Origin of the sequence: Sphingomonas sp. ASV193 (assembly GCF_040203355.1) — a bacterium.
Lineage (GTDB): Bacteria > Pseudomonadota > Alphaproteobacteria > Sphingomonadales > Sphingomonadaceae > Sphingomicrobium.
Genome location: NZ_JBEHBW010000004.1, coordinates 119,944 through 140,000, shown reverse-complemented (window position 1 = coordinate 140,000; position 20,057 = coordinate 119,944). Strand labels below are relative to the sequence as shown.

Sequence of the window (20,057 nt, the reverse complement as noted above, 5' to 3'; positions counted from 1 at the left end):
TAGCCCCGCCGGCGCGGTAGCCGGTCGAATATTTGGCGTAGACGTTGAGCCCCGGCGCCGCGTCGAACGCCGCGACGATCATCGGGTCGAAGCGGTTGTTGCGATAGTGGAAGGTGTAGGGCGTCGGCACCATCGAGATGACGGTGAGCGCGCCGTCGCGCTTGTCCCGGGTATAACGGCCGCCGACCGTCAGGTGGAACTGGTTGAACCCGGCGGGGGTGAAGGTCGCCTGCCCGAAGGCGGCGTAGCTCTTGGCGACCGCGTTGCTGTCGCGCTGGACGAACCAGTAGCGACGGTCCCAGCCCTGGTTGCCCGAGGTGATCGCCGCGAGCGGGTTCGGCGCGACCTGGTTGACGAAGGTGTAGGCCGTGCCGTCGGCATTCCACTGTTCGGGGTTCGGCGTCGCCGCCGCCTCGCGGACATGCTCGTTGAAATAATAGAGGCCGAACACGTAATCGAGCTGCGGGACGCTGCCGACCGCCTGGAATTCCTGGCTGAACTGGTGCTGGAACAGCTCGGACAGGCTGTAACGGCCAAACTGGCCGTTGGGCACGAAGGCGCTGCGATGCGCGCCGGCCGAGCCGTCCCACTGGTGGGTGGTGACGCCGCGCCACGCGGTGATCGAGCGGAGCTCGAGCTCGGGGATGACCTTGTACTTGATCGAGCTGGTGAAGCCGTGGGTCTTGTCGACGCTCGGCTGCTGGATGACGCCCATGTCGGCGGTCGACATGCGGTGATCGCCGCTGACCTGGACCAGCGGGGCGAGCGGGGCGATACACTTGGTCGCCGGCGCCGGGCAGACCAGCTTGGTGCCGTTATAGGTGCCGACCGGCAGGCCGAGCGGGTTATAGTCGATCAGCTGGCTGTAGAAGGGCGTGTTCTCGTCCTTCGCCTGGTCGTAGGACAGGTCGATGGTGAGCCCGTCGACCGGCTTCCACCGGGCCGAGAGACGACCGCCGACGCGATTGTAGTAGTTCCAGCCATACTGGCCCGACGCCGGGTTCTTGGTCGTCGCGTCCTGGTGCTGGTAGACGGCGTCGACCTTGAAGGCGAGATTTTCGAACGCCGGAAGGTTGATGTGCGCCTCGCCCTCGCGCTCGCCGTAATTGCCGATGCCCGCCGACACGCGCCCGCCGAACACGCCGGTCGGCGCGGCGGTGACGATGCTAAGCGCGCCGCCCTCGGTGTTCCGCCCGAACAGCGTGCCCTGCGGCCCGCGCAGCACCTCGATCCGCTGGACGTCGAACAGCGCCGCGTTGAGGCCCTGCGTACGGCCGAGATAGACGCCGTCGATATAGACACCGACGCCCGGCTCGCGCGCGGTCTGGTTCTGGTCGAACGGGACGATGCCGCGAATGCCGATGGTCAGCGCCGACTGGCGCGCCTCGAAGGTCGCGACGCGAAGGCTGGGCACCGATCCGTCGGCCAGGTTGATCAGGCTCTGGACGTGGCGTTCCTGGACCATCTTCTGGTCGACCACCGAGATGGCGATCGGGGTCTTCTGAAGGTTGGTCTCGCGCTTGGTCGCGGTGACGACGATCTCCTGGAGCCCGCGGTCGGGCTGCGCCGCCGGGGTCGTCGCGTTGGCGGCGACGGTGGTCTGCTCGGCGGGTGTCGCGGTGGCGTTGACCGTCTGGTCGCTGGTCGCGGTGGTGCCGGCGACCTGCGCCAACGCCGGCGTCGCGGTGCCGGTGAGCAGCAGGCCGATGAGCGCGCTGCGGCGAATGGAGGTGTGCGACAGCGCGCGGCGCGCGGCCGGCGAATCGAAGCTCGTCATGTCATGTCCCCTTGGGCAGGCACCCGCGCCCGCCTTCGAGACTGGCCACTAGGACGGGTCGGCGACTGATCGGTGACGCGACTGTTTCAGCCGTGTGACGACCCGGGGTGTGGCCGCGGCGCAACAAAAAAGGCGGCCCGCACGATGCGGGCCGCCTCTTTTTACGAGTCGCTCGACGCGCTCAGGCGCCGGCTTCTTCGCCTTCCTCGGCGCGCGGGCGGCGGGTGCGGCGACGCGGACGCGCCGCTTCGGCCTCGGCATCGCCATCGCCATCGCCATCGCCATCGGCACCGATCGCGGGCGGAAGGACGCTCAGCGAGATCCGCTCGCCGCCGTCGGCGTCGTCCTTGCCGTCGCCCTCGGCATCGCGGGCGTGACCGTTGCTCCGCTCGCGCTGCGGCGCGCGGCGGTTCGCGCGCGGCTCGCGAGCCTCGCGCGCCTGCTGCTGGCGGGGCGGCGGCGAATCGTCGCCGTCGTCCGAATCGATGTCGTCGCCCCCAAGGTCGTCGCCGTCATCGTCCTCGTCGTCACGGCCGCGGCGGCGCGGGTTCTGCTCTTCGAAGCGCGAGCGGTTTTCCTCGAGCACGCGGAAATAATGGTCGGCGAACTGGAGATAATATTCGGTCTGGACGCGGTCGCCGGCAAGCTGCGCGTCGCGCGCGAGGCTCTTGTACTTCTCGAGCAGCTGGGCGGCGTTGCCGCGGTTGCGATTGTCGCGATTGTTGCCGACATTGCCGGGCATACCCTGGGGACGCTGTCCACCGCGACCGCGACGGCGGCCGCCCTGACGATTGTTGATCAAGCGATGAATTCCTTGTCGCACCGGCCGCGCAACGCGCCAGCCAAATCACCTTTCACCCGTTGTGGGCCTCCGGCGTGAGTTGGCGGAAGTAAGCGCGGTCATCGCGCCTGAAGTACCGGTCAACTCGTTCGTCGGGGGTAGGCGGCGGGGCGCTTTGCGATGTCGGCAGCCCCGTCCCTGACCCCCGATGTAAGCCGCGTGCGCCGATATTCCAAGCCTTTTCTACGGCAAGGGCCGAAGCAGCAGCGCGCGCGGCCGCTCGCCGAGGTCGCGCGCAAGGCCGACCGACAGCCCCCGGCCAGCGAACAGCGCGGCGGCCGACTGCGCCTGGTCGGCCCCGATCTCGACCGCGGCGAGCCCGCCGCCGCGCAGCAGCCGACAGAGCTGCGGCGCGAGGCGGCGGTAATCGTCGAGCCCGTCGGCCCCCGCGAACAGCGCCGAGGCGGGTTCGTGCTCGGCCACGCCCGGTCCGAGCGGCGCGCCGAGCGCGACATAGGGCGGATTGCACAGCAACAGGTCGAAACGCTCGTCGATCCCCTCGGCCCAGTCGCCGAGCCGCAGGTCGGCGCGCGCGTCGAGCCCGAGCCGCTCGGCATTGCGCCGGGCATAGGCGAGCGCGCCTTGCGACGAATCGATCCCGATCCCGCTCGCCTCGGGCCATTCGTCGAGCGCGGCGAGCAGCAGCGTTCCCGGCCCGGTCCCGAGGTCGAGCACGCGCGCCGGGCCGGGCGTGCCTGCGAAATGTTCGACCGCGGCGGCGATCAGCGTCTCGCTGTCGGGGCGCGGGATCAGCGCACCGGGCCCGACCTCGAGGTCGATCGTCCAGAAGGCGCGGTGGCCGGTGATATAGGCGATCGGCTCGCCCGACGCGCGTCGCTCGACCATCGCCGCGAACGCGTCGGGGGGCGGAGCGGCGGGAGGCCTGAGCAGCAGCGTGTCGCGGCCGATGCCAAACGCCGCCGCCATCAGCAGCTCGGCATCGAGCCGGGGGGTGTCGCTGCTGGCGACGAGCCGCTGCGCCGCCCTCGCCAAGGCGCGCGCGAGCGCGGTCACGTTTTCAGGCGTCCTCGAGGCCGGCCAGCCGCTCGGCCTCGTCCTCGGCGACCAGCGCGTCGACCAACTCGCCCAGCCCGGTACCGTCAAGCACCGCGTCGAGTTTGTGCAGCGTCAGGTTGATGCGGTGGTCGGTGACCCGGCCCTGAGGGAAATTATAGGTGCGGATCCGCTCCGACCGGTCGCCCGAGCCGACCATCTTCTGCCTGGCCCCCGACCGCTCGCTCGCGAGCCGCTCGCGTTCGAGCTCGTAGAGCCGGGTGCGCAGCACCTTGAGCGCCTTGGCCTTGTTCTTGTGCTGCGACTTCTCGTCCTGCTGGATGACCACGAGGCCAGTCGGCAAATGGGTGATCCGTACCGCGCTGTCGGTGGTGTTGACCGACTGGCCGCCCGGCCCCGACGAGCGATAGACGTCGATGCGAAGGTCCTTGTCGTCGATCTGGACGTCGACCTCCTCGGCCTCGGGCAGCACCGCCACCGTCGCCGCCGAGGTGTGAATCCGCCCGCCGCTCTCGGTCGCGGGGACGCGCTGGACGCGGTGCGCGCCGCTTTCGAACTTCAGCCGGGCGAACACCCCACCGCCGGCGATCGAGGCGATCGCTTCCTTGTAGCCGCCGACGTCGGACGCCGAGGCGCTGATCAGCTCGAACTTCCAGCCGTTTTCCTCGGCGAATCGCTGATACATGCGAAGCAGGTCGCCGGCGAACAGCGCCGCCTCGTCCCCGCCGACCCCGGCGCGGATCTCGAGCATCGCCGCGCGGTCGTCGGCGGCGTCGCGCGGCAGCAGCCTGAGCGCCAGCGCGCGCTCGGCCTCGGGCAGCGCCTGTTCGATCGCGGCGAGCTCGTCCTCGGCCATCGCGCGCATGTCGGCGTCGGCGTCGCGGGTCATCTCGGTCAGGCTGTCGCGCTCGGCGCGGAGCCGCCGCACTTCGCGCGCGGCCGCCGCGACCGGCTCGACCTGCGCATATTCCTTCGACAGGCGGACGAACTCGTCGGGCGCGAGGTTGCCCGCCGCCATCGCCTCGGCAAGCTCCTGCTTCTTCGCCTCGATCGAGACGATCCGGTCGAGCGAGATCGATTTCATTCGCCTGTGGACACCGATTGAAGGTTGCGAGTGTCGAATAGCGCGTGTGCCCGTTGCGCGTCTGCCGTTTCTCTCAGCAAGCGAAAGCCGTGCGTGTCGACCCCGTCCCTGACGTCGAACGAAACGATGGCGGACGGCTTCGCTTTGACGGCTCGTTCATACCGCTTTCGAGGGCTGCCCGTTGTGACGGCCTCCGCCGCAATGCCTTCGCGGCGAAGCGTCATCGTAAACTTCACAGCTTCCTGTTCGCGAGCTGCGTTTTCAGCGACGACAAACACCGCATCCAGCGCTGGCTGGTCCCAGTCGATCATCATCGCCAGCCGCTCGATTCCCGCGGCCCAGCCGATCGCCGGGGTATGCGGCCCGCCGAGGCTTTCGATCAGCCCGTCGTAGCGGCCGCCGGCGAGCACCGTCCCCTGCGCGCCGAGGCTGTCGGTGATGAATTCGAACGCGGTGTGGCGGTAATAGTCGAGCCCGCGCACGAGCCGCGGCGCGCGTTCCCACCTGACCCCCGCCGCGTCGAGCCCGCGCGTCACCGCCTCGAAAAAGGCGCCCGCCTCGGCGGTCAGGTGGTCGTCGATCACCGGTGCCGAATCGGCGATCGGCCAGTCCTGGTGCGCCTTGCTGTCGAGGATCCGCAGCGGATTGCGGTCGAGCCGGTCGCGGCTGTCCTCGCTGAGGTCGCCGCGATGCTTCGAAAAATGCGCGTGGAGCGCGTCGCGCCACGCGGTGCGCGTTTCGGGATCGCCGAGCGTGTTGAGCTTGAGGATCGCCGACTGGCCGAGCCCGAGCGCGTCGAGCAGCTGCGCGCCGAGCGCGATCACCTCGACGTCGGCGTGCGGCTCGGGGGCGCCGAGGATCTCGGCGTCGAGCTGGTGGAACTGGCGGAAGCGCCCCTTCTGCGGCCGTTCGTAGCGAAAGGCGGGACCGTGGGTGGCGACCTTCAAGGGCGCAAACTGCTGCCAGCCCTCGGTCAGGTAGGCGCGCGCGATCCCCGCGGTAAACTCGGGGCGGAGCGTGACCTCCTCGCCGCCCTTGTCGGTGAACGAATACATTTCCTTCGACACGACGTCGGTGGTTTCGCCCATCGTCCGCGCGAACACCGCGGTCGGCTCGAGCACCGGCACCTCGACCCGGCGGAAGCCGAACAGGCGACGCACGCGATCGAACGTCTCGACGACGTGCGCCATCCGGTCGGCGTCGGCACCGAGCAGGCTCTGCATTCCGCGGACTGGCGAAGGGGTAGTGATTTTCGACATACGGCGGGGTCGGCCCCTAGCGAAGCCGTCTGGCGAACGCTAGCCATCGTTCATGATCAGGATCAGCCTCCTCGCCGCCGCCGCTTCAAGCGCGCTCCTTTCCTCCACCGCCATCGCGCAGGTGCCCCCGGGCAACAGCGCCCCGGTCGCGGTGCTTCCGGTCGACACCATCCCGGCGGCGCGCGACGTGCCCTATCCCGGCACGATCCGGCTGTTCGTCGACGCGACCGACGTCGATCATGCGATCCTCAAAAGCCGCGAGCTGATCCCGGTCGCGGGTCCGGGCCCGGTGACGCTGTTCCTGCCGCAGTGGATGCCAGGTCACCACGGGCCGCGCATGGGCGCCGACAAGATGGTCGACGTCCATTTCTACGCCAACGGGCGCGAGCTGGCGTGGAAGCGCGACCCGGTCGAGGTGTTCGGCCTGACCATCGACGTCCCCGCCGGCGTGAGCGAGGTCGAGGCGCGCTTCCAATATGTCACCCCGCTGTCGGGCGACCAGGGCCGGGTCGTGTTCACCCCGAACATGGTCAACGTGCAGTGGGAGAATGTCGCGCTCTATCCGGCGGGCTATTACGTCCGCCAGATCCCGGTGTCGGCGACGCTGACCGTCCCCGCCGGCTGGAAGATGGCGACCGCGCTCCGCCCGTCGGGCGCCAATGCCGGGAGCACGATCACCTTCAACACCGTCAACTACGAGGTGCTCGAGGATTCGCCGGTGCTCGCCGGGCGCTATTTCCGGTCGTACGATCTTGGCCAGAACATCACCCTCAACAATGTCGCCGACGATCCCAAGGACGTGAACATGCCGGACGACGTGCTGGCCAAGTTCCGCGCGATGGCCGACCAGGAGGTCAAGGTGTTCGGCGGCACCAAGCACTTCGACCATTACGACTTCCTCAACATGATCAGCGACGACATCGGCGGGATCGGGCTCGAGCATCACCGCTCGACCGAGATTTCGAGCGATCCGGGCTTCTTCGGCGACTATGCCAACCACGAGCTCGACCGGAACGTCTTCCCGCACGAGTTCACCCATAGCTGGGACGGCAAGTATCGCCGCGGGGCGGACCTGTGGACCCCCGACTATCGCGTGCCGATGCGCGACAGCCTGCTGTGGGTCTACGAGGGCCAGACCCAGTTCTGGGGCACCGTGGTCGAGGCGCGATCGGGCATGTCGACCAAGCAGGAGATCCTCGACCGGCTGGCAGTGACCGCGTCGAGCTACGCCACCCTGCCCGGGCGCAAGTGGCGCCCGCTGGTCGACACCACCAACGACCCGATCATTCAGCAGCGCAAGCCCAACCCGTGGGGCAGCGAGCAACGCAGCGAGGATTATTACAACGAAGGGCTGCTGATCTGGGCCGACGTCAACGCGATCATCGACCAGGGCACCGGCGGACGGAAGGGGATCGACGATTTCGCCCATGCCTTTTTCGGGATGCGCCCGGGCGACTATGGCGAGCTGACCTACACCTTCGACGACGTCGTCAACACGCTGAATCAGGTCTATCCCTACGACTGGCGGACCTACCTCACCAAGCGGGTGTACGAGGTGAACCCCGAGGCGCCGCTCGGCGGCTTCACCAAGTCGGGCTATGCGCTGGTCTACACCGACCAGCCGAACAAGTGGATCGAGCGGCTCGCCAAGGAGCGCAAGACCGCCGACTTTGCCGATTCGCTCGGCTTCGGCACCAAGAGCGACGGGACGCTGGGCAGCGTGCGCTGGGACTCGATCGCGTTCAACGCGAAACTTCGCGGCGGCGACCAGATCCTCGCGGTCGGCGACCAGGCCTACAGCAACGACGCGCTCAAGGCCGCGGTCACCGCGAACAAGGACGGGCAGCACCCGATCCGGCTGACGGTCAAGCGCGGCAAGGCGATCAAGACCGTCACGCTCAACTATAGCGGGGGGCTGCGCTATCCGCACTTCGTCAAGTCGGGCGGCCCCGGCCCGCTCGACCGCCTGTTGACCGCGCGCTGAGCGGACGCTGACCCATGGCGCGCCGGGCGGGGGGTTGCTCCCGCCGCCCGGCGCGCTAAGGCGCGGCGCATCATGAACATCGACCTGATCCCGGCCGGCCCGGACGTGCCGCACACCGTCAACGTGCTGATCGAAGTCCCGATCGGCGGCGAGCCGGTCAAATATGAATTCGACAAGGCGAGCGGAGCGATCTTCGTCGACCGAATCCTCCACACGCCGATGCGCTATCCGGCCAACTACGGCTTCATCCCGCAGACGCTGTGCGACGACGGCGACCCGCTCGACTGCCTGGTGATGACCCGCTGGACGCTGATGCCTGGCACCGTCATTCGCGCGCGTCCGGTCGGCGTTCTCCACCTCGAGGACGAGGCCGGGGGCGACGAGAAGATCCTGGCGGTGCCGACGACGGCGGTGTCGCCCTATTACAAGGACGTCGCCAACCACACCGACCTGCCGCCGATCGTGCTCGACCAGATCGAGCATTTCTTCACCCACTACAAGGACCTGGAAGCCGAGAAGTGGGTGCGGATCGGCATCTGGGGCGACGCCGAGGAAGCCAAGCGGATCGTCGAGAAGTCGATCGCCGCCTTCGTCCCCAAGGGCTGACGTCCGCCCGAACACTGACCTTCCGACGGATCAGCCCGCCGGCGGTGGCGGCTTAGCCTGCCGGCGGCGGAGGGGGCGGTGCACCGCCACCCGAATCGCTCGGCGGCGGTGGCGGCGGCGGCCCGTCGCCTCCGCCCGGGGGCGGCGGTCCGCCCGGACCCCGTCCGCCGAAGCCCCCGCCGCCCATGCGGAAGAAAGGGGTCGGCAGGAACAGCTTGCGGAAGGTAATGCCCACCGTCCGCCCGATCGGCTGGAGCCGGTAGGGATCGTAGGCGGTCGGGAACAGCCCGTTGCCGCCGGTCACCTGCGGCCGCGCGTTGAACAGGTTGCTGACCTGGAAGCGGATCGAGCTGCCGAGGAAGAAGGGGTGCTTGGTCACCACGTCGAACCGCTCGCCGACGTTGACGAAAGCGCTGAGGTCGAACGTCGCGTAGGGCGAGAAGTGGAGGTCGCCGCTGTTGCCGCCGGTAACGTCGGTCGCGGTGCGATAGTCGGCGCTGGCGCGAAGGCCGAGGCCGTTGTTGTAATAGCCCGCCTGCGCCTCCACCGTGTGCCGCGGCTGTCCGCCGCTGCCGCCGAGCGGCGCGCCATGGAGATAGTCGATCGTCGGCAGGTTCGGTCCCAGCGCGACCTTGTCGACGAAAGTGATGGTGTCGGTCAGCGAGAAGGTCAGTCGCCCGCCGCTGCCCCCGCCGAAGCGGCCGCCGCCGCCGCCGAACCGGCCCCCACCGCCGCCGCCGAACCGCCCGCTGCCGCCGCGCGCGCCATCGCCCGCGGGCGGCCCGCCGGCAGGCTGCGCCGCGCCGTTCGCCGGCGCTCCGTTGGCGGGGGTGGCGACCTGCGGGGCGTTGCGGCGGAAGCGCGCGCGAAGCGCCGCGATCTGCTCCGCGGTCGGCGGCTTCGACTTGAGCGACTTGCTGAAATCGAAGCCAATACGAAGCGTGTCGCGGGTCGAGCTTTCGGCATTGATCGGGCGCAGGTCGACCTGGACGAGCTGGCCGCTCGAATCGCGGACGAAGCGATCGGGGAACGCCTGTTCGATCGCGGCGGACACGGCCGGGAAGCTCAATTGCGGATTGTCGACCGTCTGGTGGACGAAATCGGCGCGCAGGCGGAGGTCGGTGCTGGTGAACGGCTTCCAGTTGGCGCCGAGCTTGAACACGTTGCGCCGGTCGGCGCGAAGCGCGGGATTGCCCCCGCTGATCGTCGTCACGTCGACCGTCTGGCCGGTGACCGCGTCGAAATAGGGGACCCCCGCCGTCGTCAGCACCGGGTCGCCGAGCTGATTGATGGTCGGCGCATTTTCATCGCGGGTAAAGCTGCCGATCAGCGACAGACCGACCACCGGGGTCCAGTTGAGCCCCGCCCCGAGCGTCGTCAGCGTCCCCGCGTCGCTGAGCTGCGACACCGCCGCGTTGAGGTTGCCGGTCAGCCGCCCGACACCTGAATTGGCGCGGGTCAGCGGCAGGTCGACGTTCGCCGACAGGTCGCCCTCGGTGCGGCTGAGGCTGGTGTCGGTATGCACCACGCCCGCCGCGGCGAGACTGTAGCGATCCGAATAGCCGTTGATCGCGTTGTAGCTTCCGCCCGCCTTCAGCGTGACGTTGGCAAGCCCGGCGGGCAAGCGGATCAGCGGCCCGTTGGCGGTGACGCTGCCGCTGAGCTGGCCGACGGTCGAGTGGGCGACGTCGGTCGGCAGCGGGGTCAGCGGCCCGAGATCGCCGAGCGGATCGAAGGTCGCGGTGCCGTTGGCGAGCTCGGCGTTGAGCGTGCTGAAGTCGGGCCCGCGATCGCCGTGGGTCCGGTTCCAGTCGACCTCGCCGTTGCCGACCGCCGACCAGTGCCACTTGCCGCTGCTGCTGTTCAGCGTCGCGCCGAGCGCGGCGGTCTTCTGGTCGGTGCGCCGGTAAAGCGGGTCGGTATCGAAGATCCGGCGAATCGGGTCGTCGTTGGGCGGGGTCAGGATACCCGACCCGCGGCCGAGGCCGGCGACGCCATGGGTGATCGACACCTCGGGAGCGATGGTCAACGAGGTGACGTCGCTGAGCGGCCGGTTGATCACCGCTGACAGCCGCGCATCGGCGTTCGAGGCAGTCAGCGTGCGGAATGGCTCGGGGTCGGTCACCGGGCGCTGGGTCTCGTACAGCGGGGTGTTGGCGTCGCTGTGGAGCGTGACGTTGGTCCGCTTGCCGTTGCGGATGACGAGCTTCGAGACGTCGGCCGACCCCGACTGATAATGGCCGTCGGTCGCCGCCTTGCCCTGCAGATTGGCGGTGGTCGCGTCGAACCGCTGGCGAAGCACGATGTTGACCACCCGCTGGTCGGCGGAGAAACCATATTTGAGCGCGACTTCCTCGGGCAAGATCTCGAGCCGTTCGATCGCTTCGGGCGGGATGTCGCGAAGCTCGCGGAAGCCCGAGATGCGCAGCCCGTTGAGAAGCAGCACCGGAGGCCCGTCGCTGCGCCCGCGCGCGGTGCCGGTCTCGGGCGCGATCGCGTCGAGCAGTTCCTGGATGCTGGTCGCCCCGGTGGCGCGGATGTCGCGCGTGGTCAGCGTATTTTCGGGCGGGATGTCGCCGATCACCGACCCGCGCGGCTTCTGCCCGGTGACGGTGACGACCTGCTCGTCCTCGTCGTCCGACGAGGCCGCCGCGCCGGTGTCGGTCGACGGCGGGGTCGCCGTGCTCGGCGCGCTGGGCGGGGTCGCCTGCTGGGCATGCGCCTGCCACGGGAACAGCAAGGCCGCCGAGGCGAGCAGGGAAAGGCGATGGGTCACGTGAGCGCGCTCCGCGGTGTTTCGGGTGTCAGAACAGGGCCGGGCTGGCGGGCATCAAGTGAACCTGCCATGACTTTGCTCCGCTCTATTCTGCGAACGGGAGGTGGGTAATGACGAAGCGCGCGCTCGGGTTGGTTTCGGTGTTGCTGGCCGGGTCGGCAATCGCGGCGGGGCCCGCCGAGCGCGAGACCGCCAATGCCATCGCCCGCGCGCGCCAGGTCGACGGAAAGCTTCATTCGATCATCGCGCTCGACCCCACCGCGATCGACCAGGCGCGGCGGATCGACGCCGCGGGAGCCGCCGCGCTGCCGCTGCGCGGGGTGCCGGTGCTGGTGAAGGACAATATCGAGACCGCCGGTCCGCTGCCGACCACCGCAGGCAGCCTCGCGCTCGCCAACAACGTCACCAACCGCGATGCGCCGCTGGTCGCGCGGCTGCGCGCGGCGGGGGCGGTGATCCTCGGCAAAACCAACCTCAGCGAATGGGCGAACATCCGTTCGACCCGCTCGATCAGCGGGTGGAGCGCGATCGGCGGCGTGGTCCACAACCCCTACGCGCTCGACCGCAGCGCGTGCGGCTCTTCGTCGGGGTCGGGCGCGGCGGTGGCGGCGGGGATCGTCGACTATGCGATCGGCAGCGAGACCGACGGATCGGTCACCTGCCCGTCGAGCCTCAACGGGATCGTCGGGCTCAAGCCCACGCTCGGGCTCGTCAGCCGCACCCATATCGTCCCGATCAGCGCGAGCCAGGACACCGCCGGGCCGATGACCCGCACCGTGCGCGAGAACGCGATGCTGCTGTCCGCGATCGCGGGCAGCGACCCGGCAGACCCCGCGACGCGCGAGGCCGACGCGCACAAGGTCGACTATGTCGCCGCCCTCAATGGCGCGACGCTCCGGGGCAAACGGCTGGGCGTCATGCGCTTCGCCGCCGGGTTCGGCACCGACCCGCTGTTCGAGCAGACGCTGAACCTGCTCCGCGCGCAGGGCGCGACGCTGGTCGAGATCAAGAGCTTCGACGACAAGGCGATCGGGTCGAACGAGCTCGACGTGCTGCTGACCGAGCTCAAGGCGGGGATGGCCTCCTACCTCGCCACGACCGACCCGGCGCGCGTGCCGAGCCGCAACCTCGCCGACCTGATCGCCTTCGACAAGGCCAATGCCGCGAGCGAGATGAGCCTGTTCGGGCAGGAGCTGTTCGAGCAGGCCGAGAAGAAGGGACCGTTGACCGGCGCCGCCTATAAAAAGGCGCGGCTGGCCAGCTTCACCGCCGCTGGGCCGAACGGGATCGACCGGATGATGCGAACCTACAAGGTCGATGCGCTGATCGCGCCGACCATGCCGGTGGCCTGGAAGATCGACGCCGCGTTCGGCGATTATAGCGTCGGCGGGGGCACCGCGGCGAGCCTCGCGGCGGTCGCCGGCTATCCGCACCTCACCGTGCCGATGGGGCTAATCCAGGGGCTGCCGGTCGGGCTGAGCTTCGTCGGCGGCAAGTGGCAGGAGGCCAGGCTGCTCGCGCTTGGCGAGGCGTTCGAGCGGGCGCGCGGGCCGCTGCCGGGGCCGCGCTTCCTGCCCTCGATCGAGGACGCGCCGCCGGTCGCGCAGCTGCTGCAGCCGGTCAGGCGGTAAGCCGAAGCGCGACGATCGCGCCGACGATCAGCGCGATCAGCGCGAGCCGGGCGCTGCCCGCGGGCTCGCCGAACAGGGCAATGCCGACAATAACGGTGCCGACCGCGCCGATCCCGCCCCATACCGCATAGGCGGTGCCCATCGGGATCGAGCGCGCGCCGAGTTCGAGCAGCCCCATGCTGATCGTCACCGAGACGAGGAAGGCGAGGGTCCAAGGCAGGTTGCGGAATCCGTCGACGAACCGCAGCGAGGTGGTGAAGCCGACTTCGAACAGCCCGCCGACGATCAGATAGGCCCAGCCCATGTTCTGCCTCCGCAACAACCGCGGCGCTCGCGGGTTATGGCGCTGATGAGCAAGAGCAGCGCCAAAGGCAATCGTCTCGCCCCGTGGCGCTTCCTGCTGTTCTTCGCGGTGTTCGGGGTCGGCATCGTCGCGACGCTGTCACTCGACGGCTGGGCGAAGGGCCTGCTGATCGCGTTCGACATCGCCGCGCTGGTCTTCCTCGCCACCTGTCTCCCCTCGCTGCGATACGACGCCGCCAAGATGCGCGAGGTCGCCGCGGCGAACGACGCCAACCGGTTGCTGCTGCTGCTGATCAGCATCCTGCTCAACCTCGTCATCCTCGCCGCGATCTTCAGCGAGCTCGGCCAGCAGACGAAGCTGGGGCCGTGGGACAAGGCGCTGGTTGCGGCGAGCCTGGTGATGGTCTGGCTGTTCGCCAACATGGTATTCACGCTCCACTACGCGCACCTGTTCTACACCCGCGACGACGGGGGCAAGGATTGCGCGGGGCTCGATTTCCCGGGGACCAAGGAGCCGTTGTTCGCCGACTTCATCTATTTCGCCTACACGCTGGGGGTGGCGGTCCAGACCAGCGACGTGCAGATCCCGAGCCGGCAAATCCGCAACGTCGTCACCATCCAGTGCGTCGCGGGCTTCTTCTTCAACCTCGGCGTCCTCGCGCTGACGATCAACGTGCTCGGCAGCGGGAGCGGCGGCTAGGCGATCGCTTCGAGCACCGGGCGCTCGGCGCGCGCGGCGAGGAAGCAACCCGCGACGATCAGCGCCGCCCCGGCGAGCGTGAACGGGGACACGCCCTCCCCGAATCGCCACCAGCCGAGCAGGATCGCCCAGAGAAAGCTGGTATACTCGGTATTCGACAGATAGCCCGCCCCGGCGCGCGCATAGGCCCAGGCGAGCAGCCACATCGACACCAGCGCGAGCGACGAGGCGAGCAGCAACTCGTGCCAGTGGCCGCGGGGAAGCGGGGGCAGACCCAGGAACGGGGTCGTCGCGAAGAACAGGCTGCCGATGACGAGCGCCTGGAAAAAGGCGATCTCGGCCGGGCCCGCGCGCTGCGCCTGCGCGCGCATGACGATGATGTTGAACGCGTAAATGGTAGCCGAGGCGAGCACCGCGAGGCTGCCGACCAGCGCTTCATGCCCAAGGTCGGCGCGCGCCTGCCCGACGACGAGGCCGCCGCCCCCGGCGAGCGCGAGCAGCGAGCCGGCGAGCATCCGCGGCCCTATGCTTTCCTTGAGCAGCAGGCCCGCGAGGCCGAGCGCGAGCAGCGGGGCGATGAAGGTCAGCGCCACCGCCTGCGCCATCGGCGTGCGCGCCAGCCCGTAGAAGAACAGGAAGCTCATCGGCGCCATCAGCAGCCCGCGCGTCACGTGCAGGCGAAGCGCGGGCCAGGTCGGCCAGCCCTTACGCGTCGCGAAATAGGGCCCTGCGGCAAGCACGATCCCGAACACCCCGCGCCAGAGCAATGTCGGCCACGCCCCCAGCGCGAGCGACAGCCCCTTCATCACCATGTCCATGACCGAGAAGACCGCGATTCCCGCGACCGCGACGGCGAAGGCAGTCAGGGACGAGCGCGCGGTCATGCCCCGGCTTAGGCGGGGGTCGGCGCACGTTCCACCCCCTCGCGCCCGCAAATCCTAGTGCAAGGTCATCCGGTCGTCGGCGATTTCGACCTTGCCGATCTGCGCGAGCGCGGTCTGGCCGAGCAGGTTCATGCCCACGTCGCGCGCGACGATCGCGTGGACCTGGTCGAGCTCGCGCCCGGCGATGGTCAGCCGGTCGATCGTCACCGGCATGCCGTAGCCGACCCCGGCCGCGGTCTGCATGATCGGCTGCATCTGGTTTTCATCGATGTAGATGTTGAGCCGCCGCGCTTCCTCTAGGCTGAGCACGACATGGTCGGCGCCGGTATCGACGAGGAAGTCGGCGTCCTGCCCGTTGACCTGCGCGGTGAGGTGGAACTGGCCGCGCGAGTCGCGGTCGAGCACGAGCTCGCGCCCGCCGCCGCCGCCTGTGTCGGGCGACCCCGACTCGTCGCGCGAGTCGACGCTCATCACCGTGTCGCCGGTCGTGGGCCTGCTCGCCGGGAGGTCGTGCGGCAGGAACGCCGCGACGATCGCGCAGACGGCGACGATGCCGAGGGCCAGTCTGATCATGCGGGGCGAATCATGCGGGGCGGATCAGGACGCGGGGGCGGAGGGGCCGCCGTCGATCAGCAGCGGCGGCTCGGTCCGTGCGTGCACCAGCCCGTTGGCGAGCCCGGCGACGAAGCAGAGAAAGAGCAGCGGCTTGATCACGAGTCGGATCATCCGCCCGCGCGGTAAAGATTCCCTGAAAGGCCGGCCTGTCTGCGCCTATTCGGCGGCGTCGAGCGCGGGCTCGGCGGCGGCTTCGAGCTCGGCGGCCTTGGCTTCGACCAGCTTGACGATATGGTCGATCATCTCGCCGTCCTGGACGTGGTGGTCGGTGACGCCCGAGAGGTAGACCATGTGCTTGCCGTTGCCGCCGCCGGTCAGGCCGATGTCGGTCTCGCGCGCCTCGCCCGGGCCGTTGACGACGCAGCCCAGCACCGACAGGCTCATCGGCGTGCGGATGTGCTGGAGCCGTTCCTCGAGGGTCTGCACGGTGCGGATGACGTCGAACCCCTGACGCGCGCAGCTTGGGCAACTGATCACCCGGACACCGCGGTTGCGGATCCCGAGCGCCTTCAAAATCTCGTAGCCAACCCGCACTTCCTCCTCGGGCTCGGCCGACAGCGAAACGCGGATCGTGTCACCGATCCCCGCCCACAGCAGCGAGCCGATGCCGATCGACGACTTGACCGTGCCGCCGATCAGCCCGCCCGCCTCGGTGATGCCGAGGTGCAGCGGGCAATCGACCGCCTCGGCCAGCGCGTGGTAGGCGGCGACCGCGAGGAACACGTCGCTCGCCTTCACCGCGACCTTGTACTGGCGGAAATCATGGTCCTCGAGAATGCGGATATGGTCGAGCGCGCTTTCGACCAGCGCCTCGGGGCAGGGCTCGCCATATTTTTCGAGCAGGTCCTTTTCGAGGCTTCCGGCATTCACCCCGATGCGGATCGCGCAGCCGTTGGCCTTGGCGGCGGCGATCACTTCCTTGACCCGTTCCTCACTGCCGATGTTGCCCGGGTTGATGCGGAGGCACGCCGCGCCGGCGTCGGCGGCTTCGAGCGCGCGCTTGTAGTGGAAATGGATGTCGGCGACGATCGGCACGTTCGCCGCGCGGACGATTTCCTTCAGCGCCGCGCTCGCCTCGGCGGTCGGCACCGACACCCGGATGAGGTCGGCCCCGGCCTCCTCGCAGCGGCGGATCTGGTCGATCGTCGCCTTGGCGTCTTCGGTCGGGGTGTTGGTCATCGTCTGGACGGTGACCGGCGCGTCGCCGCCGACGGCGACGTTCCCCACCATGATCTGGCGGGACTGACGGCGCTCAATCGTGCGCCACGGACGGATCGCGGACATGGCGTCGATATAGTCGCGCGCCGGGCCAAGCGCCAGCGCTGCAAATCGCGGCAAGAGCCGCTAAGCCTGCCGGCCATGTCGAATCGCCTTCGCGCCGCCGCGCTCGCCGCCGCCCTGCTCCCGCTCGCTTCGCCCGCCGAGGCCTATTGGGAATATGGCCATGAAAGCGTCGCGGGGGTCGCGTGGCTGCAGATGAAGCCCGCCACCCGCGCCGCGGTCGCACGGATCCTGAAGGACGGCGCGCTGCTCGAGACTCCGACCTGCCCGGTGCGCACGATCGAGCAGGCGAGCGTGTGGGCCGATTGCGTCAAGCCCTTGGGCGACCGGTTCAGCTACGCCTATTCGTGGCATTACCAGAACGTCGACATCTGCCGCCCGTTCGACCTCAAGAGCCCGTGCAAGGACGGCAATTGCGTGTCGGCGCAGATCGAGCGCGACGCGCGGCTGCTGGCCGATCCCGCGACCCCGCGGCGCGAAAAGGTGATGGCGCTCGCCTTTCTCGTCCACTTCGTCGGCGACCTCCACCAGCCAATGCACGCGGGCGACCATGGCGATCTCGGCGGCAACAAGGTCGCGGCCAATTACGGTTATATCGGCGGGCGGATGAACCTCCACAGCATCTGGGACGGGCCGCTTGCCGAACGCGCGATCTCGACCCCGCCGGGCGGACCGGCCGGCCTGCTGGCGGCGGTATCGCCCGAGCGGCGGGCCGCGATCGCGGCGGGCAGCGTTACCGACTGGAGCCGCGAGATGTGGGAGCGGGCGCGGACGCTGGCCTACCAGACGCTGCTCGGCGACCCGTGCGCCAAGGAGGGCGGCGCGCGCCCGACCTTGAGCGAAGCGCAGACGCAGGCGCTGATCCCGCAGGTGCGCGAGGACATCGTCGAAGGCGGAATTCGCCTCGCCAGGCTGCTCGACGACGCGCTCGGCCCCGATCACAAGGCGCCGGGGCAGAAAAAGCCTAGCGCTTCCTGACGAAGGCGGCGATCGCGTTCACCACGGCGGGCGCGACGGGAAGCGACGGGTCGGCATAGGACGCGCGGTTCGCCGCCGGGTCGTCGGCCTTCACCGTTTTGAGGACATGATTGACCCCGGGCGCGATCACCAGTTTCGCCTTGGGCTGCGCATCGGCCAGCAGCTTCGCGTCGGCCACCGTCACCTGCGTATCCTGGTCGCCCTGAACGATCAGCAGCGGCAGCTTGAGCGACCCCGCGAGCGCCGCCGGGCGATATTTCATCAGGTCGATCTCGTAGCCCTGCACTTGCGGCGCGAACAGCGGCATCAGCGGCGCGGGCATGGTCGCCGTGTCGACCGTCTTTCCCGCTTCGAGCGAAGCGATCGCCTTGAGCGCGACATCGAGCAGCGGCGTCGCCGCGGGCTGGCCCGCCGCCTGCGCCTTCAGCTGGTCGGCGAGCACGGTGCCGAACGGGCGTCCCATGCCGCTGATCGAGACGATCCCGCACAGGTCGGCCGGGTCCTGACCTGCCGCGAGCGCGACGAGCGAACCCTCGCTGTGCCCGGCAAGCCAGACGCATTTTGCTCCCGTCGCCTTGCGCGCGGCCTTGGCCCAGGCGTGAGCGTCGGCGGCGTAATCGGCGATGGTCACCTTGTTCGGGTCGGGAACCGCCCCCTTGCTGCCGAACATCCCGCGCTTGTCGATGCGGACCGAACTGACGCCCTTCGCCGCCAGCGCCTCGGCGAGCAGCTTGTAGGGCTGCGCGGCGACGCCCATCGGGTTGTTGCCGTTTCGGTCGGTCGGCCCCGAACCGGGGATGATGACCACCACCGGCGCGCCCTTGCCGGCATTGATTAGCGTCCCTTCAAGGGGCGCCTGCGGCCCCGGCGCGGTAATTGTCGAAGCGGTGAGCGCAGCCGCGGCAAGCATCGTCATCATTCGTCATCTCCCCAACGCCAGCGCAGCCCGCCCTTCGTGGTGCGGGCCGCGATGATCACGTAAATCAGGATCGCCGGGACCAAAATCGCCAGCGCCTTCGGATTATTGTTGCCGAACATCCAGTAGGCGAGGCCGAGCGCCGCGATCAGCGCGAGGCTGAGCAGCCAGCCCTGCCAACTGATCGGTACGCCGGTGCCGATTCCCCGGCGCCTGGGCGCGAACCATTCGGGGCCATCACTCATCGCTACCCTCCTTCGGCGGCCGGCCGCGCCGCACCGGTTGCGGATCGTCCAGCTTCACCCCGCGCGCCTTCAGCGCCTCGCGCAGCAGTACCTCGACCTCGGCATTGGCGCTGCGCAGGTCGCACGCGGCGAGCCGTTCGACCGCGGCCCACAAGGCCGGGTCGACGCGCAGCGGAAAGGCCTTGCGCTCCGCCACCAGCCTACTGGTAAAGGCTGCCCGTGTTGACCACCGGCTGCGTGTCGCGTTCGCCGCACAGCACGACCATCAGGTTCGAGACCATCGCCGCACGTCGCTCGTCGTCGAGCTCGACGACGTTCTTCGCCGACAGTTGCTCGAGCGCCATCTCGACCATCCCGACCGCGCCCTCGACCAGCGTCTGGCGGGCCGAGACGACCGCCTGCGCCTGCTGACGACGGAGCATCGCCCCGGCGATCTCCTGTGCGTAGGCAAGGTGGGTGAAGCCGCATTCGTCGACCGTGATCCCGGCCACCGACAGCCGCGCGATCAGCTCCTTCCTGAGCTCGCCGCCGACCTCGTCATGGTTGCCGCGCAGCGTGATGTCGGTGTGGGTGAAGTCGTCGTAGGGATAGCGCGCGCCGATCGCGCGGATCGCCGCCTCGACCTGCACCACCACGAACTGCTTGTAATCGTCGACGTCGAACAGCGCCTGCGCGGTATCGACCACGCGCCAGACGATCTGCGCCGCCATCTCGACCGGGTTGCCGCGCAGGTCGTTGACCTTGATCTTGTCGGAAATGAAATTGTTGGCGCGCACCGACACCTTCTTGCGCATCAGCCACGGCAGCACCCAGCGAAGCCCGGTGGCGCGGTCGGTCCCCTTATATTCGCCGAACAGGGTGATCGACGCGGCCTGGTTCGGCTGGAGCATGTAGAAGCCCGGCGCGATCAGCACGATCCCGATCGGCCCGACGATCACCGCCAGGATCGGGAGCACGCCGAAATGATCGTTGGCGAGCGACACCACGCCAAAGACCTGGATCGCGACGACGATCAGCAGGATCAGCAGCATCAGATAGCCGCTGGCGGTGGCCGCGGGACGTTCGCGGCTCTGGGTCAGCGAAATGGTCGATTCAGACATCGAAACTCTCCCCTTAATCTGATATCATATTAATATCGGGGTTGGCGCGAGTCAATCGGCCCG

At 69.0% G+C, this 20,057-nt stretch carries 20 protein-coding genes (1 of these 20 running past the window's edge); 5 read left to right on the top strand and 15 right to left on the bottom strand.

Features of this window, described 5'->3' with window-relative positions:
* From ABDK56_RS09105 to hisS, 5 genes are all read right to left on the bottom strand, one after another.
* Positions 1-1,777, bottom strand: partial view of a TonB-dependent receptor gene (locus ABDK56_RS09105; RefSeq protein ID WP_349807951.1) — the 5' portion only. 926 nt of this gene lie to the left of the window's left edge; only the first 1,777 of its 2,703 coding nucleotides appear in the window; its start codon is at positions 1,775-1,777; the stop codon falls past the left edge of the window.
* Between the two features lie 181 nt (positions 1,778-1,958).
* Positions 1,959-2,579, bottom strand: a complete 621-nt coding sequence (locus ABDK56_RS09100) for a DUF4167 domain-containing protein (RefSeq protein ID WP_349807950.1) — start codon at positions 2,577-2,579, stop codon at positions 1,959-1,961.
* 222 nt (positions 2,580-2,801) lie between these two features.
* Positions 2,802-3,632 (bottom strand): peptide chain release factor N(5)-glutamine methyltransferase, encoded by an 831-nt coding sequence (gene prmC, locus ABDK56_RS09095; protein ID WP_349807949.1) that lies wholly within the window; start codon positions 3,630-3,632, stop codon positions 2,802-2,804.
* 4 nt (positions 3,633-3,636) lie between these two features.
* A complete protein-coding gene (gene prfA, locus ABDK56_RS09090; protein ID WP_349807948.1) occupies positions 3,637-4,716 on the bottom strand; it encodes a peptide chain release factor 1 in 1,080 nt (359 codons plus the stop codon).
* Positions 4,713-5,975 (bottom strand): histidine--tRNA ligase, encoded by a 1,263-nt coding sequence (gene hisS / locus ABDK56_RS09085; protein WP_349807947.1) that lies wholly within the window; start codon positions 5,973-5,975, stop codon positions 4,713-4,715. Before hisS ends, prfA begins: the two co-directional genes overlap by 4 nt.
* Positions 5,976-6,027: 52 nt before the next feature.
* Between hisS and ABDK56_RS09080 the strand changes: the two genes are divergently transcribed.
* On the top strand, positions 6,028-7,959 hold the full coding sequence (locus ABDK56_RS09080; protein ID WP_349807946.1) for a M61 family metallopeptidase: 1,932 nt from the start codon (positions 6,028-6,030) through the stop codon (positions 7,957-7,959).
* A gap of 72 nt (positions 7,960-8,031) precedes the next feature.
* On the top strand, positions 8,032-8,565 hold the full coding sequence (gene ppa / locus ABDK56_RS09075; protein WP_349807945.1) for an inorganic diphosphatase: 534 nt from the start codon (positions 8,032-8,034) through the stop codon (positions 8,563-8,565).
* Between the two features lie 52 nt (positions 8,566-8,617).
* On the opposite strand, the gene ABDK56_RS09070 is transcribed toward ppa, so the two are convergent.
* On the bottom strand, positions 8,618-11,341 hold the full coding sequence (locus ABDK56_RS09070; RefSeq protein ID WP_349807944.1) for a TonB-dependent receptor: 2,724 nt from the start codon (positions 11,339-11,341) through the stop codon (positions 8,618-8,620).
* Positions 11,342-11,451: 110 nt separating this feature from the next.
* Here ABDK56_RS09070 and ABDK56_RS09065 point away from each other — a divergent pair, with 110 nt between their 5' ends.
* The gene (locus ABDK56_RS09065; protein ID WP_349807943.1) at positions 11,452-12,972 is read left to right on the top strand and encodes an amidase; all 1,521 of its coding nucleotides are present in this window, start codon (positions 11,452-11,454) and stop codon (positions 12,970-12,972) included.
* On the opposite strand, the gene ABDK56_RS09060 is transcribed toward ABDK56_RS09065, so the two are convergent.
* Positions 12,962-13,276 carry a DMT family transporter gene (locus ABDK56_RS09060; protein ID WP_349807942.1) on the bottom strand — a complete coding sequence of 105 codons (315 nt, stop codon included), beginning with the start codon at positions 13,274-13,276 and terminating at the stop codon, positions 12,962-12,964. The two genes, ABDK56_RS09065 and ABDK56_RS09060, sit on opposite strands and share 11 nt — an antisense overlap.
* A gap of 45 nt (positions 13,277-13,321) precedes the next feature.
* Here ABDK56_RS09060 and ABDK56_RS09055 point away from each other — a divergent pair, with 45 nt between their 5' ends.
* A complete protein-coding gene (locus ABDK56_RS09055) occupies positions 13,322-13,975 on the top strand; it encodes a DUF1345 domain-containing protein (RefSeq protein WP_349807941.1) in 654 nt (217 codons plus the stop codon).
* On the opposite strand, the gene ABDK56_RS09050 is transcribed toward ABDK56_RS09055, so the two are convergent.
* Genes ABDK56_RS09050 through ispG form a run of 4 tightly spaced genes read right to left on the bottom strand, consistent with a single transcriptional unit; the run spans position 13,972 to position 16,758 of the window.
* Entirely contained in the window at positions 13,972-14,859 is an 888-nt protein-coding gene (locus ABDK56_RS09050; protein WP_349807940.1) for a DMT family transporter, read from the bottom strand. The two genes, ABDK56_RS09055 and ABDK56_RS09050, sit on opposite strands and share 4 nt — an antisense overlap.
* A 54-nt stretch (positions 14,860-14,913) precedes the next feature.
* Positions 14,914-15,432 (bottom strand): retropepsin-like aspartic protease family protein, encoded by a 519-nt coding sequence (locus tag ABDK56_RS09045; RefSeq protein ID WP_349807939.1) that lies wholly within the window; start codon positions 15,430-15,432, stop codon positions 14,914-14,916.
* A 24-nt stretch (positions 15,433-15,456) separates the two neighbouring features.
* A complete protein-coding gene (locus ABDK56_RS09040; RefSeq protein WP_349807938.1) occupies positions 15,457-15,585 on the bottom strand; it encodes a hypothetical protein in 129 nt (42 codons plus the stop codon).
* 45 nt (positions 15,586-15,630) lie between these two features.
* Entirely contained in the window at positions 15,631-16,758 is a 1,128-nt protein-coding gene (ispG, locus tag ABDK56_RS09035) for a flavodoxin-dependent (E)-4-hydroxy-3-methylbut-2-enyl-diphosphate synthase (protein ID WP_349808142.1), read from the bottom strand.
* A gap of 75 nt (positions 16,759-16,833) precedes the next feature.
* On the opposite strand from ispG, the gene ABDK56_RS09030 reads away from it, so the two are divergent.
* Complete coding sequence (locus ABDK56_RS09030) at positions 16,834-17,733, top strand: S1/P1 nuclease (RefSeq protein ID WP_349807937.1); 900 nt, start codon at positions 16,834-16,836, stop codon at positions 17,731-17,733.
* Here ABDK56_RS09030 and ABDK56_RS09025 read toward each other — a convergent pair.
* The 4 genes from ABDK56_RS09025 to ABDK56_RS09010 are packed head-to-tail and all read right to left on the bottom strand — an operon-like array spanning position 17,720 to position 19,994.
* Positions 17,720-18,652, bottom strand: a complete 933-nt coding sequence (locus ABDK56_RS09025; protein WP_349807936.1) for an alpha/beta hydrolase — start codon at positions 18,650-18,652, stop codon at positions 17,720-17,722. The two genes, ABDK56_RS09030 and ABDK56_RS09025, sit on opposite strands and share 14 nt — an antisense overlap.
* A complete protein-coding gene (locus tag ABDK56_RS09020; protein ID WP_349807935.1) occupies positions 18,649-18,894 on the bottom strand; it encodes a hypothetical protein in 246 nt (81 codons plus the stop codon). Before ABDK56_RS09020 ends, ABDK56_RS09025 begins: the two co-directional genes overlap by 4 nt.
* The gene (locus ABDK56_RS09015; RefSeq protein WP_349807934.1) at positions 18,887-19,090 is read right to left on the bottom strand and encodes a type II toxin-antitoxin system antitoxin; all 204 of its coding nucleotides are present in this window, start codon (positions 19,088-19,090) and stop codon (positions 18,887-18,889) included. The genes ABDK56_RS09020 and ABDK56_RS09015 overlap by 8 nt, the downstream gene beginning before the upstream one ends.
* A 4-nt stretch (positions 19,091-19,094) precedes the next feature.
* The gene (locus tag ABDK56_RS09010; RefSeq protein ID WP_349807933.1) at positions 19,095-19,994 is read right to left on the bottom strand and encodes an SPFH domain-containing protein; all 900 of its coding nucleotides are present in this window, start codon (positions 19,992-19,994) and stop codon (positions 19,095-19,097) included.
* Between the last annotated feature and the right edge of the window lie 63 nt (positions 19,995-20,057).

Excerpts from the sequence above, each read along its gene's own strand:
- ABDK56_RS09030 (WP_349807937.1), top strand. The coding sequence starts at position 16,834 with ATGTCGAATCGCCTTCGCGCCGCCGCGCTCGCCGCCGCCCTGCTCCCG.
- ABDK56_RS09020 (WP_349807935.1), bottom strand. The coding sequence starts at position 18,894 with ATGAGTGATGGCCCCGAATGGTTCGCGCCCAGGCGCCGGGGAATCGGC.
- ABDK56_RS09055 (WP_349807941.1), top strand. The coding sequence starts at position 13,322 with ATGAGCAAGAGCAGCGCCAAAGGCAATCGTCTCGCCCCGTGGCGCTTC.
- ABDK56_RS09080 (WP_349807946.1), top strand. The coding sequence starts at position 6,028 with ATGATCAGGATCAGCCTCCTCGCCGCCGCCGCTTCAAGCGCGCTCCTT.
- prfA (WP_349807948.1), bottom strand. The coding sequence starts at position 4,716 with ATGAAATCGATCTCGCTCGACCGGATCGTCTCGATCGAGGCGAAGAAG.
- hisS (WP_349807947.1), bottom strand. The coding sequence starts at position 5,975 with ATGTCGAAAATCACTACCCCTTCGCCAGTCCGCGGAATGCAGAGCCTG.
- ABDK56_RS09060 (WP_349807942.1), bottom strand. The coding sequence starts at position 13,276 with ATGGGCTGGGCCTATCTGATCGTCGGCGGGCTGTTCGAAGTCGGCTTC.
- ABDK56_RS09045 (WP_349807939.1), bottom strand. The coding sequence starts at position 15,432 with ATGATCAGACTGGCCCTCGGCATCGTCGCCGTCTGCGCGATCGTCGCG.
- ABDK56_RS09065 (WP_349807943.1), top strand. The coding sequence starts at position 11,452 with ATGACGAAGCGCGCGCTCGGGTTGGTTTCGGTGTTGCTGGCCGGGTCG.
- ispG (WP_349808142.1), bottom strand. The coding sequence starts at position 16,758 with ATGTCCGCGATCCGTCCGTGGCGCACGATTGAGCGCCGTCAGTCCCGC.
- ABDK56_RS09050 (WP_349807940.1), bottom strand. The coding sequence starts at position 14,859 with ATGACCGCGCGCTCGTCCCTGACTGCCTTCGCCGTCGCGGTCGCGGGA.
- ABDK56_RS09025 (WP_349807936.1), bottom strand. The coding sequence starts at position 18,652 with ATGATGACGATGCTTGCCGCGGCTGCGCTCACCGCTTCGACAATTACC.
- ppa (WP_349807945.1), top strand. The coding sequence starts at position 8,032 with ATGAACATCGACCTGATCCCGGCCGGCCCGGACGTGCCGCACACCGTC.
- ABDK56_RS09010 (WP_349807933.1), bottom strand. The coding sequence starts at position 19,994 with ATGTCTGAATCGACCATTTCGCTGACCCAGAGCCGCGAACGTCCCGCG.
- ABDK56_RS09040 (WP_349807938.1), bottom strand. The coding sequence starts at position 15,585 with ATGATCCGACTCGTGATCAAGCCGCTGCTCTTTCTCTGCTTCGTCGCC.